Origin of the sequence: Parabacteroides goldsteinii DSM 19448 = WAL 12034, from assembly GCF_000969835.1 — a bacterium.
Taxonomy (GTDB): domain Bacteria; phylum Bacteroidota; class Bacteroidia; order Bacteroidales; family Tannerellaceae; genus Parabacteroides; species Parabacteroides goldsteinii.
Genome location: NZ_KQ033913.1, coordinates 1,391,609 through 1,407,125 on the forward strand (window position 1 = coordinate 1,391,609; position 15,517 = coordinate 1,407,125).

13 protein-coding genes are annotated in these 15,517 nt (G+C 41.7%); 2 read left to right on the forward strand and 11 right to left on the reverse strand.

Annotation, left to right across the window (positions count from 1 at the left end):
• From HMPREF1535_RS18710 to HMPREF1535_RS18740, 7 genes are all read right to left on the reverse strand, one after another.
• The gene (locus tag HMPREF1535_RS18710; RefSeq protein ID WP_007656839.1) at positions 1-183 is read right to left on the reverse strand and encodes a hypothetical protein; all 183 of its coding nucleotides are present in this window, start codon (positions 181-183) and stop codon (positions 1-3) included.
• Between the two features lie 257 nt (positions 184-440).
• Positions 441-1,730, reverse strand: coding sequence for an NADH:ubiquinone reductase (Na(+)-transporting) subunit F (nqrF, locus tag HMPREF1535_RS18715; RefSeq protein WP_007656840.1), 1,290 nt, complete (start codon positions 1,728-1,730; stop codon positions 441-443).
• Between the two features lie 27 nt (positions 1,731-1,757).
• Positions 1,758-2,375, reverse strand: a complete 618-nt coding sequence (gene nqrE, locus HMPREF1535_RS18720) for an NADH:ubiquinone reductase (Na(+)-transporting) subunit E (RefSeq protein ID WP_007656841.1) — start codon at positions 2,373-2,375, stop codon at positions 1,758-1,760.
• Positions 2,376-2,400: 25 nt separating this feature from the next.
• Positions 2,401-3,030: an NADH:ubiquinone reductase (Na(+)-transporting) subunit D gene (locus HMPREF1535_RS18725; protein WP_044214429.1), complete on the reverse strand. Its 630-nt coding sequence runs from the start codon at positions 3,028-3,030 to the stop codon at positions 2,401-2,403.
• A 3-nt stretch (positions 3,031-3,033) separates the two neighbouring features.
• The gene (gene nqrC / locus HMPREF1535_RS18730; RefSeq protein ID WP_010803082.1) at positions 3,034-3,831 is read right to left on the reverse strand and encodes an NADH:ubiquinone reductase (Na(+)-transporting) subunit C; all 798 of its coding nucleotides are present in this window, start codon (positions 3,829-3,831) and stop codon (positions 3,034-3,036) included.
• An 8-nt stretch (positions 3,832-3,839) separates the two neighbouring features.
• Positions 3,840-5,048 carry an NADH:ubiquinone reductase (Na(+)-transporting) subunit B gene (locus HMPREF1535_RS18735; protein WP_007656844.1) on the reverse strand — a complete coding sequence of 403 codons (1,209 nt, stop codon included), beginning with the start codon at positions 5,046-5,048 and terminating at the stop codon, positions 3,840-3,842.
• A 22-nt stretch (positions 5,049-5,070) separates the two neighbouring features.
• The gene (locus tag HMPREF1535_RS18740; protein WP_046147119.1) at positions 5,071-6,420 is read right to left on the reverse strand and encodes a Na(+)-translocating NADH-quinone reductase subunit A; all 1,350 of its coding nucleotides are present in this window, start codon (positions 6,418-6,420) and stop codon (positions 5,071-5,073) included.
• A gap of 132 nt (positions 6,421-6,552) precedes the next feature.
• On the opposite strand from HMPREF1535_RS18740, the gene HMPREF1535_RS18745 reads away from it, so the two are divergent.
• Positions 6,553-7,821, forward strand: coding sequence for a type IX secretion system plug protein (locus HMPREF1535_RS18745; protein ID WP_010803080.1), 1,269 nt, complete (start codon positions 6,553-6,555; stop codon positions 7,819-7,821).
• 93 nt (positions 7,822-7,914) lie between these two features.
• Here the strand turns inward: HMPREF1535_RS18745 and HMPREF1535_RS18750 are convergent, their stop codons facing one another.
• From HMPREF1535_RS18750 to HMPREF1535_RS18765, 4 genes are all read right to left on the reverse strand, one after another.
• A complete protein-coding gene (locus HMPREF1535_RS18750) occupies positions 7,915-8,379 on the reverse strand; it encodes a DUF5018-related domain-containing protein (RefSeq protein ID WP_007656850.1) in 465 nt (154 codons plus the stop codon).
• 36 nt (positions 8,380-8,415) lie between these two features.
• Positions 8,416-10,140: a RagB/SusD family nutrient uptake outer membrane protein gene (locus tag HMPREF1535_RS18755; protein WP_046147120.1), complete on the reverse strand. Its 1,725-nt coding sequence runs from the start codon at positions 10,138-10,140 to the stop codon at positions 8,416-8,418.
• Positions 10,141-10,152: 12 nt separating this feature from the next.
• Positions 10,153-13,230 (reverse strand): SusC/RagA family TonB-linked outer membrane protein, encoded by a 3,078-nt coding sequence (locus tag HMPREF1535_RS18760; RefSeq protein ID WP_232312547.1) that lies wholly within the window; start codon positions 13,228-13,230, stop codon positions 10,153-10,155.
• A 553-nt stretch (positions 13,231-13,783) separates the two neighbouring features.
• A complete protein-coding gene (locus tag HMPREF1535_RS18765) occupies positions 13,784-14,521 on the reverse strand; it encodes a DUF5131 family protein (RefSeq protein WP_007656853.1) in 738 nt (245 codons plus the stop codon).
• Between the two features lie 319 nt (positions 14,522-14,840).
• On the opposite strand from HMPREF1535_RS18765, the gene HMPREF1535_RS18770 reads away from it, so the two are divergent.
• Positions 14,841-15,443 carry an HU family DNA-binding protein gene (locus HMPREF1535_RS18770; protein WP_007656855.1) on the forward strand — a complete coding sequence of 201 codons (603 nt, stop codon included), beginning with the start codon at positions 14,841-14,843 and terminating at the stop codon, positions 15,441-15,443.
• The last annotated feature ends 74 nt before the right edge of the window (positions 15,444-15,517 follow it).

Consider the following 15,517-nt stretch of genomic DNA (forward strand, 5'->3'; position numbering starts at 1 on the left):
TTATAAAACAGAAGCGGTTCTGTTATGATAGATAGCGATAGAATCGATTCTCGGCGTATCCGCTTTATGGATATACACTGAATTATCAATCCCATGGATCGGCTGGCTGATTTCTTCTTTTTCATTGAAAAGAAGAGAGTAACCCAGTATGACTGCAAAAAAAGATAAAATCAACGGCTTCATAATCTTGCTCAATTTTTATGTCTCTATTAGCTAAGATGTAATAAGAACGAAAAATGCTGCATGATATTACATAGGAAAGTACATTTTATTCGTTTTTCTATAGAAAATTTGTTGAAATTCAGGTTTCAGAACTATATAATAAATTGGGTATATGTATTTTATATGGCTTTTTAATAAATAGAACAGAAAAGAAAAAAGGGAAGAAAACTTTAATTTTCCTCCCTTTCCGTTATGTAGATCTATAATCGACCTTTCAATTATGCACCGAAGTCATCGAAATGTAACATTTCACGAGGTACACCCAGATTGTCAAGCATATTTTCTACAGCTTTCGACATCGGGCCCGGACCACACATGTAGTATTCGATATCTTCCGGAGCTTCGTGATCCTTCAGATAAGTATCGTAAATTACCTGATGAACGAAACCGGCTGTATATTTTACTCCGGCTGCATCAGCAGCTGGATCAGGACGGTCAAGCGCCAGATGGAATGTGAAATTCGGGAATTCCTTTTCTATTTCCAGGAAGTCCTCCAGATAGAACACTTCGTTCAAAGCACGTGCACCATAGAAATAAGACATCTTGCGATCTGTAGTCTTCAGTGTCTTAGTCATGTGCATAATCTGAGCACGCAACGGAGCCATACCGGCACCACCGCCGACCCACATCATTTCTCTCTTAGAGTCGAAGATCGGATGGAAATCACCGTAAGGACCGCTCATTGTTACCTTGTCACCCGGTTTCAGGGTAAAGATATAAGAAGAAGCGATACCCGGCATTACATCCTGGAATCCAGGACCCTGTTCTCTCGGTTTGAAAGGAGGAGTAGCGATACGTACAGTCAACATGATACGGTCGCCTTCAGCAGGATAGTTAGCCATTGAATAAGCACGGATAGTCGGTTCAGTGTTCTGGCACTTCAAGCCGAACAAACCGAAGTTCTTCCATGCTGGCAGGTAACCTTCACCGATCAGATCTTTATCGATATCCTTGTCATAATCCATCGTATATGCAGGGATCTTGATCTGGGCATAAGAACCCGGAACGAAATCCATGTGTTCACCCTTAGGCAATGCCACGATAAACTCCTTGATAAAAGTAGCCACGTTCTTGTTGCTGATCACTTCGCATTCCCATTCTTTTACACCGAATACTTCATCAGGAACTTTGATTTTGATATCTTCTTTTATTTTCGTCTGACATCCCAGTCTCCAATGATCCTTGATCTGCTTACGGGAAAAGAAACCAACTTCCGTAGGAAGAATGTTTCCGCCACCTTCCGGCACCTGGCAACGACACTGCCCGCAGCTACCGCTACCACCACAAGCAGATGACAGGAAAATACCTTCGCTCTGAAGTGTATTCAATACGGTTCCCCCGATAGGAACGTCGTATTCCTTCTCTCCGTTAACAACCATCCTCACATTGCCCGATGGTATTAATTTTGCTTTCGCAAATAAAAGCGCACCTACAAGGATCAGTGTAATCACCAGGAATACAACCGCTCCCACTGCAATGGTAAGTCCGCCCGACATTAATATAATCATCTTTATTTTTGTTTAATGCGTTAATACTTAGATCTTAAGTCCGGAGAAGCACATAAATGCCATACCCATCAGACCGGTAATGATAAAGGTGATACCCAGCCCTTTCAAAGGCTTTGGAATATCTGAATAAGCTAATTTTTCGCGGATTGCAGCCATACCAACGATAGCCAGCATCCAACCGATACCAGAACCTAAACCGTATACAGTAGCAACTCCCACATTAGGAAATGCTCTTTGTTGCATAAACAGAGATCCACCCAGGATAGCACAGTTTACAGCGATCAGCGGCAAAAAGATACCCAGAGAAGCATACAGGGCCGGAGCAAACTTTTCTACAACCATTTCAACCAACTGCGTAAATGAAGCGATGATGGCAATGAAAATGATCAGTGAAAGGAAACTCAGGTTCACACCTGCATATTCAGCGCCCAACCAGCTCATGGCGCCTTCTTTCAAAATATAATTTTCGAGCATATAGTTAATCGGTAACGTACATACCAGGATGAACGTTACAGCCATACCCAATCCTAAAGCAGTCTTTACGTTCTTGGAAACAGCCAGGAAAGAACACATACCCAGATAGTATGCGAAAATCATGTTGTCTACGAAGATCGAGCGGACAAACGTGCTTAAATATTCTTCCATTCTATTATTCGTTTAATAGTTTGCATTAATTTTCTTGAAGTTCTTTGTTCTTTGAACGGTGAACCCATATAATCACGGCAATTACGATCAAAGCCATCGGAGGCAGAATCATCAAACCGTTGTTTACATAGCCGAAGTCGTAGAATGCCTGCGGAATCACCTGGAATCCAAGCAACGTACCTGAACCAAGCAATTCACGGAAGAAACCTACGATCACCAGAATCAAACCATATCCAAGACCATTACCGATACCGTCCAGGAAAGACTCCCACGGACCGTTACCCAGGGCGAATGCTTCCAGACGTCCCATCAGGATACAGTTAGTAATAATCAGACCAACGAACACAGAAAGCTGTTTGTTCACATCATAGGCAAACGCTTTCAAGACTTCACTTACGATAGTTACCAGCGCAGCAACAACAACCAACTGTACGATAATACGGATACGGTTAGGAATTGTATTACGCAGTAACGAAATAATCACGTTGGCAAAAGCCACAACAGCCGTCACGGAAATACCCATAACAATAGACGGCTCAAGTTTAGATGTTACAGCCAGTGCAGAACAAATACCCAACATCTGAACGATAACAGGGTTGTTTTTGCTCAACGGGCCTAACAGTACTTCTTTATTTTTACTTGACATTAATCCCATCTTTTACTGATTTTGCGAGGTTAAAAACTTAACATAACCACTCAGGCTATTAAATAACATATGGTCAACCCCCTGACTAGTGATCGTACCACCTGAAATACCGTCCACATAATCCTGTCCGGCAACGCTTTTACCCGGCTTAACTACAGCTATGGATTTGAAAGATCCGTCCATAAACAGCTTCTTACCTTTAAACTCGTTACTAAATGCAGGTTTTGCGATCTCAGCACCCAAACCTGGAGTTTCCCCCTGATGGCTGAAGTCTGCACCAAAAACAGTATTCTTATCCGAATCTACAGAAATATACCCCCATAACGGACCCCAAAGACCCGCTCCGGACAAAGCCATGATATATTTTGTTTCACCATTAACATTTGCCACATATACTGGGTGTTGATCGGCTGTTGCAGTAAAAGCATCCCCTTCAACTTTCTCTCCGTTTTCATTAACAAGGAAAGCTTCCTTGATCAATTCACCATATTTCGCTTTAGCCTCATTGGCCGGAACCGAAACATTGATAGAACGCAAGATCTGCTGTCTCTTATCATTATCTTCATTTTCTTTCTGGAAACTTCTCAGTGACTGTGAAGTGAAAGCCAACACAACCGCTACCAGAAGAACCATTACAGATGCATATATTATAGTATATGCATTACTATCTCTGTTCATACCACCTTTCTTTTCTGGTTTGATCTCTTCAAAATCTGAAGAAGGGGCTGCACATAAAGGGCATACATCCGGAGCTTTGTCTCCTTCGTGGATATAACCGCAAACTTTACATTTATATTTTTTAGTTGCCATACTCCTTCTTATTTATTCAGTTTTACACGATTGATTCTTCTGTTAATGTTTGCTTCAACTACATAATAGTCAATCAGCGGAGCAAATACGTTCATCAACAGGATAGCAAGCATCATACCTTCAGGATAACCCGGGTTCAACGCACGGATAATGATAGCCATAGCACCTACAAGGAAACCATAGATATATTTACCTGTTTCAGTACGAGCAGATGTTACAGGGTCTGTAGCCATAAATACGGCACCGAAGGCAAAACCACCTAAGAACAAATGATCCAGAGGAGATACACACATAGCAACAGTTGTTCCGATCATATTGAAGATAGCGGCCATAAACGCACCACCCACAAACACAGAAACCATTGTCTTCCAGCTGGCAATACCAGTGTACAGCAATATCACAGCACCGATCAGGATAGCCAATACGGAAGTTTCACCGATAGAACCCGGAATCAATCCCAGGAACATATCCCAGGTTGAAATCGGCTGACCTAATACGTCAACTGCCTGGAACGAACCGATCATTTCTTTACCGGCGATAGCAACCTGTCCCAGCGGTGTTGCACCAGAGAAACCGTCAACTACCTGTCCGGCACCCATACCGAATGTATCGGCAGTGCGAACGAATACCTGGTCGCCAGACATGGCAGCCGGATATGCAAAGAACAGGAAGGCACGGGTAACCAATGCAACGTTAAATACGTTGTAACCTGTACCACCAAATACTTCCTTGGCAAAAACAACTGCAAAAGCCGTAGCCACAGCAATCATCCACAGCGGAGTATCGATGGGAACAATCATCGGAATCAATATACCGGAAACCAGGAAACCTTCCTGAATTTCTTCTTTTTTCACCTGGGCAACAGCAAACTCGATACCCAGACCAACTACATACGAAACAATAATCTTAGGTAGTACGGCCAGAAAACCGAAGATGAAGGTCATCAAAAATCCCGGATCAGCACCAACAGCCAGATTGTGTTGATAGCCGACGTTGTACATACCAAAAAGCAAAGCAGGCAACAAAGCGATAATAACCACAGTCATAGTACGCTTAGAATCGATATAGTCGTGAATATGCACGCCTGATTTCGAAGTGGTGCTCGGAACAAATAAGAATGTTTCAACACCTTCGAATACAGAACGGAACATCGCCAGCTTTCCGCCTTCCTCAAAGTTAGGCTTAATCTTGTCGAGGTAATTCCTTAACGCTTTCAATGTATTCTAATTTTTTATGTTATTAATTCATTTCCTTGTATAACAGATCCAATCCCTGACGTACGATCTTCTGGATCTCAATCTTGGATGTGTCAACAAATTCACAAAGTGCAAAATCTTCCGGAGCAACTTCATAAATACCCAGATTTTCCATTTTATCAATATCGAAAGCGATAATAGCTTTCAACAGGTATTCAGGATAAATGCTCATGGGGAACACTTTTTCATATTCATTCGACATGATCATGGCACGTTTGCCACCCTTGATACGGGCATCAATTACATACTCTTTGCTTTTAGGAGCCAGCCATGTAAAGAAAGAGTGACTTACACTGTATTTTCCAAACCCGGGAGTTGCCCAACCAAAGAAGTCGTAAGTTTTGTCTCCTTCCGGAATCACAGTGATCTGGTTATCATAAGCACCCAGATAATCGTCCTTACGAACTTTAGTACCGGTCAGCACGTTACCGCTGATAATACGGAGGTCTTCCTTGCCTTCCATGATCTTTCCTGAAACAAGACTGTTGATCGTACAACCGGAAATAGTCTTGATATAACCTCTTTCTGTTGTTTCAGAACCGGTTAATACGACTAAACGGCTGAAATCAGCCACGCCTTTATTGAACAGGCGACCGATAACGATCACATCTGCCGGGTTTACTACCCAAACAACTTCCGACTTGTTGACAGGCTTGATATGATTGATCTGCACACCTACGTTTCCAGCAGGATGCGGACCTTCAAACTCAACTGTTTCAACTCCTTTCACGTTCACGGTAGAACCATTTCTGACACCGACATACACTTTACCTTTGGTAAGTTTTGCCAATGCATCCAACCCGGTCTGGAAATCAGCTTCCTGTCCTTTCAGGATGAAATCGAAATTCGGGACCAACGGTGCAGAATAGAAAGCCGACACAAAAATGTCGCGCGGTTCATCTGACGGCGTAGCTACGATATCGTACGGACGCTGTTTGATAAAAGGCCACATACCACCATTGAGCAGGGCTTCTTTTACCTCTTCACTCTTCAGTGAAGACACATTTTTCTTGCCGAAATCTTCATATTCGATCTGCGTATCCGGCTTAACAACGATGCTAAGCACTTTACGCTTCTCTCCTCGGTTTACGGCAGTTACTTCGCCACTCACGGGCGAAACAAACTTGATCTCCGGGCGGTTCTTATCGATCATCAATACAGAACCGGCTTTGACTTTTTCTCCTACTTTGGCAACAACTTTGGGGGTAATACCGTTATAATAGTCGGGAACGATAGCATAGCTATCACTTTTCCCGGCGTTTAGCAGTACTTCCGAAGCTTTACCCTTCAGATTAATGTCTAAACCCTTTTTAATCTTAATCACATTTGCCATGATACAACTAAAATTGTTTATATGTAATTTTCCCGCAAAAGTACATAAATTTTTATGCTTTAAAGCAGGATTAAAGAAATAATTAGAGAAATAATTCCATAATTTTGTACCGTCAAAGAAAGATATATGAAAATGAGAGTGTATTGTTTACTATTTTTGTTGTTTTGTGCCGCTACAATGCAGGCCAATGCTCAGCAAACGTACTTTACCGACGTTAACAGCAAGCTGATAAAAACCCTTCAGGTGAAGGTGGCCGGAGAGTTTATTTCCGAGCCTTATATCGAACTGAACGGAGATCAACAGATCCAGATCAACTTCGATGCGTTGGAACAGGGAGGCGTGCGCTATTCCTATTCTATCATTCATTGTGATGCCAACTGGCAGAGGTCCATCCTCTCTCCCATTCAATATATGAGTGGTTTTCAAGGATTAACGATAGATGACTTTGCCAATTCCATTAACACCACAACGCAGTACACAAACTACAACCTGCTGCTTCCGAATGAAGACATCCAGTTCAAAGTTTCGGGAAATTATGCCGTGCAGATCTACAACGAAGACATCCCCGACCAGATAGTCCTTACCGCTTGTTTTTCGGTTGTGGAACCGATGGTCGGCATTTCGGCCTCCGTTAGCGGAAATACGGATATCGATACGAACCAGACTCACCAACAGGTAAGTTTCACGGTCAATAACAAAAACTTCCCGATACCTTATCCGCAAACAGACCTGAAAATACATGTCTATCAGGATAACCGACGCGATAATGCCGTATCAGGGCTTCAACCGACGACTATTCTTGAAAATCAGATTGGTTACACAAACAATCGCAGTCTGATCTTCTCTGCCGGAAACGAATACCGCCGCATGGAATTTTTGAGCACGAAATATAACGGGATGCACATAGAAAGCATTTCGTACCACAATCCTTATTATAATGTAGAACTGATGACCGATCATAAGCGCAGCGACCAGACCTATCAGTACGATCAGGACCAGGACGGCCGTTTCTTTATCCGTTGCAGCAGTTGTGACGACCCGGATACGGAAGCGGATTACTGTATCGTGCATTTCGCTTTGGCTTGCGATCCGTTCCTTGACGGAAATGTCTATCTGAACGGCGAACTGTTCCACAATGTCCTCGATGAAAAGAGTAAAATGGGATATAACTTTGAAACCCACCAGTACGAAAAAGCAGTACTCCTGAAACAAGGAAGTTATAATTATCAATACCTATTCGTACCCAACGGCAGCACAGTCGGAGAAACCGGCCCGATAGAAGGCAATTATTACCAGGCGGAAAACGAATACACCATTTACGTCTATTACCGTCCGATGGGAACGCAATATGACCGTTTAATCGGAGTCACAAGTGTTAAAAACGCAATGCAGGTATTTTAAAACCTGCATTGCATGTAGAAATTTAAAATAAAACAAATGGCCGTACCCCAAAAAATGGGGACAGCCATTCGTAATTAATATTCCGCCAAATCATTACTTGTTAAAACCATCAATAACAAGCTTCCAAGTTTTAGTTGTATTCCCATCGGCAGCAATCACTTCATATTGCATATCGCTTTTTGAAAAATCTCCTATCTTGCCCAACATGGGAGTATCTCCAATGGGAGTAATAGTAGCAGCTGTAGAAATAGTGCAATATGCATTTAAATTACTCAACGTAACCTGATTTCGTATCTCCTGAGTAAATGTTCCATTCACGGCAGGTACTGTGATATTACAAGTAACAGTTGTATTCTCAACATTAATGTCTATATCTGCATCCATTTTCTGTACCCTTAGTTTTTCACTGTCACCTTCTTTGACCATCCAGCGATATTCGAAAGTAAACGCCTTGATGTCAGCATCTTCATAACTAGGCAAATCTTCCAAACCCGATTCTAGGCATGAAGAGAATGACATGCAGACAAAAAACAGCAATATACATTTTAAATATTTCATTTTCATACTTTTTTAGTTGTTCATTCTATTATAACATTACCATCCGGGGTTCTGATCGTCAGCCAGATTCGGATTCTCATTACGTTCGCTTCTTGGAACCGGGAGCAGATAGCGGCGTTTAGTAAACACACGTGCATTAGCAGCTTCTACAGCTTGTACCGTTCCGATTGAAAAAGTACGACCATCTTCTGATATCGTTATAGCGGTAGGAGTCGTATTCAGTTCAGGAATAACATTTAATCCCTCTTCCTTACCCCAACGTAATAACGACCAATAACGGTCATTCTCCTGTACCAATTCAGCCCGGCGTTCTATTTTGTAGTATTTCCAGACATCTTCCAGACTGGTAGTTGCAGTCAGTCCCGGTAATCCTCCGTGAACATCCCTGGTCTTATTGATATACTCAATAGCAGAACTTTTATCCCCCAACCGAAGCATCGCTTCTGCATAATTCAAATATGAACGGCCTAAACGAAGAACGACATAATGATAGTTGGTCGGATCAGAGTACCACAGCCATTTATCTTCATAAACTCCCTTACGATAAACATATCCGCTCTTGGTCACATGACGTGCCTGTTCCTTATTAGATAAGTAATGAATATTGCCTTTCAGGCGGGTAGTCACAAGCGAAGTGAAAAAATGACAGGAATCGTACACGATAGTTGCTGCAAAACGTTTGTCGCGATGTCCGTAAATAGCATCATTCACCCATAATTTCCCCTGTTTGAAATCTTCGGTATAATACGAAGCCTCATTCCACGGTTTGGCCACTCCGTCTTTATCTATTACCAGAAAAGCATCAGTCACTTCCTGTGAAGGAGCTCTGTCCATCCATCCTTCGAAATTTTTATCCAGAGGCCATTTTTCCCATACGCCGTCAATCGCTTTGTCCATGTTCATATTGGGAACAAGTTCTTGCATCCAAGTATTTTGGAAACTTGTATTTTCAGAAATATTATATACGCCGAGTATTATTTCGCTCGAATTCGTTCCGACCGAATAATCATTGAACAACCCCTTAAAGTCCGGGTCCAGCGAATATTTATTCAGACCGAACAAGCTTTCACTGGCCGTTTTAGCCTGTGTATAATAATCTCTCTTTTCATTAGTATCATCCAGATAGGCTGCACCTTGCAGGCAAACTTCAGCTTTAAGCGCATAAGCAGCTCCCTTACTGATACGTCCGGATGCCACATCGACAGGAAGGCGTTCGATCGCTTCATCCAGATCTTTCAGGATGAAATCATACGTTTCTTTAATCGTCTTAGTTCTCGACAACTCCATATCGTCATCAGGAGTCAACACCTTGTCCACAATCATTAATCTTCCGAATTTGCGCGCTTGGGAAAAATAGACCGAAGCACGGAGAAAATGACCTTCTCCCATCAACAGATCCCGCTCCGGCTGTGTGAAGCCTGTTGCAGCAGCTACTTTTTCAAGAATAATGTTACAACGGCGGATGTCTCCGTATTTATTCCAACCATAATCATTATCTTCAGTGATCTGTTCACGGATCAGAGCGTCGGCTTTTTCCGCATTAACGATGGTATTGTCATTCCAGTCGTCGTTTCCGACCAGAAAATCTTTGATAATATAATACGTACCGTTAACAAACAGTTGTGCCGATGCCGGTTTGCTCCAAACAGCATCCTCCGGAAACTTATCCAAAGGGGTGTTGTCCAAATAGTCATGGCAAGATGTCATACTCATCAACGCCATAACACTTATAAATAATTTGCCCAATTTATTTCGTTTCATTTTTCTGTTATTTTAGAATCCGACATTTAATACAATAGAATACGTCTTTTGTGTCGGGTATGCATACCCGTTATTCGCATTTAGTTCCGGGTCATAGAAATCTTTCACATCCGAAATCGTAAAGATGTTTGTTCCCAAGACAGACAGACGCAAAGAGGAAAACAGCTTGTTATCCTTCAATAGAAGTTTTTTGAAATCATATCCTACCTGCAGACTCTTCAAACGGAAATAGGATGCATTATGATACCAGAAATCCGAACCGACCCCATAGTTGTTATCTCCGTTCAGACCAGTCATAGTAGACATACGCGGAAACATTGCATCCGTATTATCAGGACGCCAGTAATCCAACTGAAATTTATATGTTAATGCCTCAGTATGTGTTCCTCTCATGAATTCATCAAGCGCCCGGTAACGTTCTCCGGTACCCTGGAATAACCCGTTGACGAAGAACCCCTTGTAATCCAAACTGAAATCGATACCATAACTTACAGACGGGAAAGTTGGTTTACCGATACGAACCTGGTCTTCTCCGTCAATTTTACCGTCACCATTAATATCCTGATAAGCGATATCACCCGGTTTCAACTCGTTGGAGGCTTCTCGCCGCGGACTATCCAATATCTGTTGCCCGCTTTGGTATAAACCATCGTTTCGATAAGCTGTTCCGTAAAAATTCTTTGTGTGGGTAACACGCTTTTTAGGATTCATCAAACTAGATAACGATTCATCCTCCTTTTTCTCCCATAATTCATTGTAACCGGTCACATTGAAACCTATTTCATAATGAAATTCTTGAACAGCATCTTTCCAACGGAAATTCATTTCAAATCCGGCACGACGATGCACACTCTCTGATTTCACCTGCGGCAAATCCTTTCCCAGAGGTGTAGTATATCTGTTCTGCGGAGAAATCAAATACCCTTTAGTTCGATAGTAAAAATAATCGAATGATGCCGACAAACGGTTTTGTAAGGTTGTCAGGTCGACCCCGATATCCCATACATCTTTAGTATACCAACTCAAATCATTCGAAACCAAAGGTCCTTCCGAGAAACTGGAAACGAATTTGCCATCGATAACATACCCCTTAGAGTTAAAGCTGTAAGCCGGGACATATCTGAAGCGCATATTCCGGTAATTATCACCGGATAAATCCTCCAGACCTTCCAGACCGACCTGTCCGAAAGAAGCTCTGATCTTAAAGAAGTTTAGAATGTTTCTTTCATTCAGTTCTTTCATAAAACCTTCTTCCGAAACCACCCATGCCAAAGCGGCAGAAGGGAAAAATCCGAAACGAGACCCTTTGGCAAAGTTATCGGAGCCGTCTATGCGGAAGTTTCCTTCAAACAGATATCTGCCTGCATAATCATATTTTACACGCCCCACATAACCGACACGGGCACTCTTCTCTGCAAAACCTGAATTTTGCTGTGTAGAAGCATCTCCTGCAAATAACTGGTCGAAGTCGGAAGAGATAAAACCTTCACGATATGCCCAGAAATTTTCATCGAATGTCTGCTGGAACGTATAAACACCTTGTACTTCAAAATTATGTTTGCCGAATGTTTTCCCGTATTGTACATTTACATCGAACGAGTTACGCCATCCCCATGAATTAGACATCCTGAGTGAACGGAAATCTTTGGGAACCATCGAGCCGTCACTGGTATATTGAGGAGCATTGGCGTTAAATGATTTCGAATTAGAATCTGCGATACGGAAATTACCTGTGAAACCGGCTTTCAAACCTTTTACAAACGGTACAGCCCAATTGGCATACACCTGGACATTTGCATATTTATCGTCATTATTATTGTAGCCTGAGCGTTTATCAAGATAAGCCAGCGGATGCAATGATAAAGCACTAAATGTCCCATCCGGATTATAAGCGTCAATAGTTGGTTTGGCAGCATTGATATCACGCCAAACGGCATAAGCGCCTTTAATAGTCGGATGCTTTCTTTCCCATGCACCGTCAATATTCAAACCGACTTCCAATCCTATCGGATCGAATGTTGTTGAAACATTACTGCGGAGATTATAACGTGTATATTTATCATTATGACCTTCCTTGAATAAAGATCCCTGATCTAAAATGCCCAGTGCCGTATAGTAATTAACTCCGTTTTTAATACCGGAGAAAGAAAGGGCATGACGTTGCTGGATGGCATTATTCCTCAGTGCAAGTTTCTGCCAATCGGTATCAGGCAGAGTCGCAATAACATCAGCAGGATATACCGGGGCTATCCCATCATAGGCTGCGGCCTGGTTGGCGGCGCCTGTATATTCCGCCGTATTCACTCTGTCCGGCAAAACAGTAGGCGAACTGAAATCGAGTCCTCCCGTATATTCTATTTTAGTCTGACCTTCTTTTCCCCTCTTGGTCTGTACCATAATGATACCATTACCGGCACGGGCACCATATACCGCCGTTGCACTGGCATCCTTCAAAATACTGATTTTTTCAATATCAGAAGAGTTCAAGCTATTGAAATCCTGTGCTTCGCGAACTACTCCATCGATAACATACAAAGGAGTACCACCACCACGAATAGAAATAGTTGGAGTAGATCCCGGTTCCGCGCCACCTTGCTGAACGATAACACCCGGCGTACGTCCCTGTAATGCAGAGGCCGTGTTACTAAAAGGCAATTGATCGATTTTGTCTGTCTTCATGGAGGTGACTGCGCCTACCATTTTACGGGTAGAAGTCGTTCCGTAACCGACGACAATGACTTCATCCAAAGCCTGTGAGTCTTCTTTCATCTTTAGTTTAACAGGCGCATTTCCTACAGTAATAATCTGGGGTTTATACCCGATGTAAGAAATTTCCAATTGGCTGCCAACAGGAGCTTCCAATGTAAATTTACCTTCAAAATCAGTAATAGTACCGACCGTTGAATCTTTAATTTTTACATTCACTCCGATAAGAGGTTCACCCGTATCGTCTGTAATAACACCTGTCACGGTATTTCCCTTCTGTTGGGTAATCGTTACTGCCGCATCATTACCGGTATCAGCCATAACGAAATGCGGTGACATACATAATAGTAAGGTACCGATACCTCCTATTTTCAGATAATTCATTTCGTGAGGTTTTATCAAGCCTCGAAATAGGTTAATTCTGTTTGTCATACTTTTAATTATTCGGTTAAACAATCGATAAAAACATTTCTCTCTGGTAAAAATAAGATTACATTTACTCTTAATTTTCGCTTCTTTTTCATGATTTGTCTTGTTTACTAGCGTTATTAACTACATATTGCAACTCTCTGTGATGATTAATGAACTTTATGTATAAAATCAGAATGACTAAAAAAAACGATCGTTTTTTTTAGTCATTCCATTATTACTGAGCATTTTAGTGGATATATTATATTAAACTATGAAATACAAGACGTAAATAATATTCATAAAAGTTGTTCGTTTAGGATAAATAATCTACTTTTACAGACAAAAATAAACGATCGTTTTTTCTAGTCATCTTAATATTTATAGTGTTTTTACTTCACTTATTTAAAGAATAATAACGCTCTATTAATTTATCATATTTACCGCCTATTTATTCGTTATTCTTGATGTCTGAGGATCTTACGGGTAAGATTTGGGGAAGGTATGTCAAAAAATTAAATCACTATTTCTAAGGTTTATCTACCTCAAAATTAATAGCCGCCTTTCTTGCCTGTGAGTGTTGGAATTGGCGGGCTATTTTATATTCACGCCCATCTTTCAACAGATAAGCGCCTGTTTGTTTAAACCAAAAGTTGATATTTTTCTCTATGCACTGCTGGCGGATATCCAATACCCAATCATAATTGCAAACACGGGCCTCCTTTCCGGATTCCCCACCGACCACCACCTGTTCCACCCAATCGCCCAATTCACCCCTGAAATCAATCGGACCGAGAAGCGGTTCGCAAATAATGATTTTATGTTTTATCGGAGCGGCTTTATAGATAGGCAGGCGATAATCGATCCGGTCCTGGTTTTCCATGGTGCAGCAAATAGTTACATGGTCATACCCATCTCCCCAGTCAGCCGGAAGACATTCATGCAACCGGTCGATCCTCTTGGTAATAAAAAGGAAATGAAGGTCTTGTCGTTTTCGTATCATTTCCCAGGCTTCTTCACGCCATTCATCTGCATCTTCTACCAGAAAATCCGATGTGAAGCAAGTATAAACAAGGTTTCCCGAAGGTATCTTATAGGTTTTGTTCTTTTTCTGTTGCAAAGGCAGATTAAACTTTTCCGTTTTAGCTACAACAGAACTGTCTTTACCATATTTACCGTCCGAACGATAAACATAGCAATGCCGGCAGCCTTCACTTAATTTGTGACAGCCATGCCAGGGATTCCATATAGATGCTTTTGAGCCCATCCTCTTCTCTTTATACCCGTGAAACTTCAGTAAAATCAATGCGAAAGTACAATAAATTTACTCCTTTTACCTACAGAAAGCAAATAATCCGGTGAATTCCTGATATATTTCTTCCTTCTTTCCTTGTTTTTCCTCTTATCTTTCAATATATTTGTTCCCAACCTTTTATATTTTTGACCTGGATAACAAACGTTTTCGACCTAGGTGCTAAACGTTTTTGACCAAGGTAGTAAATGTTTTCGACCTGGGTCAAAAATATAGAAGATACGGATGTTTGGATTTGAAAGTAGTAACCTTACAATTAAAACACACTAGTATTATGACCGCACAATACGGACTTTTCAGGAATCCTCCGCATAAGGGAGAAAAAGAGAGTGATATTCTTCATGCCCGGATCATACCGGGAAGAACCATACGGATCGACCGGGTCACACGGGAAATATCCGAATGTACTTCCTTCAGCCCGGGAGATGTGAAAGGGCTATTGCAGGCTTTTGCCGATGTACTCGTATCGTATCTGGAAGATGGCGATGAAGTTGAACTGGAAGGTCTGGGACATTTTTCCGTCTCACTGAAATGTCCTAAAATAACGAATCCCCGGCAAGTACGCGCAGAAGATATCGCTTTTAAATCGGTAAATTTCCGTTGCTCAAAAGAGATCACAGAACGGCTTCGTTGCATGAACGTGGAAAGAAAGCCGGGATCATCGAAACCCGTCAAATACAACGGTGAAGAACGGAAAGCCAGGATCATTCAATATCTTGAAAAACATGAAACGATCATGAGTTCCGATTGTATGGGAATAAATGAATGTACGCGTTACCTGGCATTGAAAGATATCAAGGAGTTGATTGCCGGAAAGAAAATCGTCAAACAAGGCTACCGTAAAATAGCTGTTTATACTTTACCTAAGATATTGTAGATCCGAGAATAATCTGTTTATAAGAGCGTCAAAAAAACAGTAATGACGCTCTTATAAACAACACACCAGCGAGT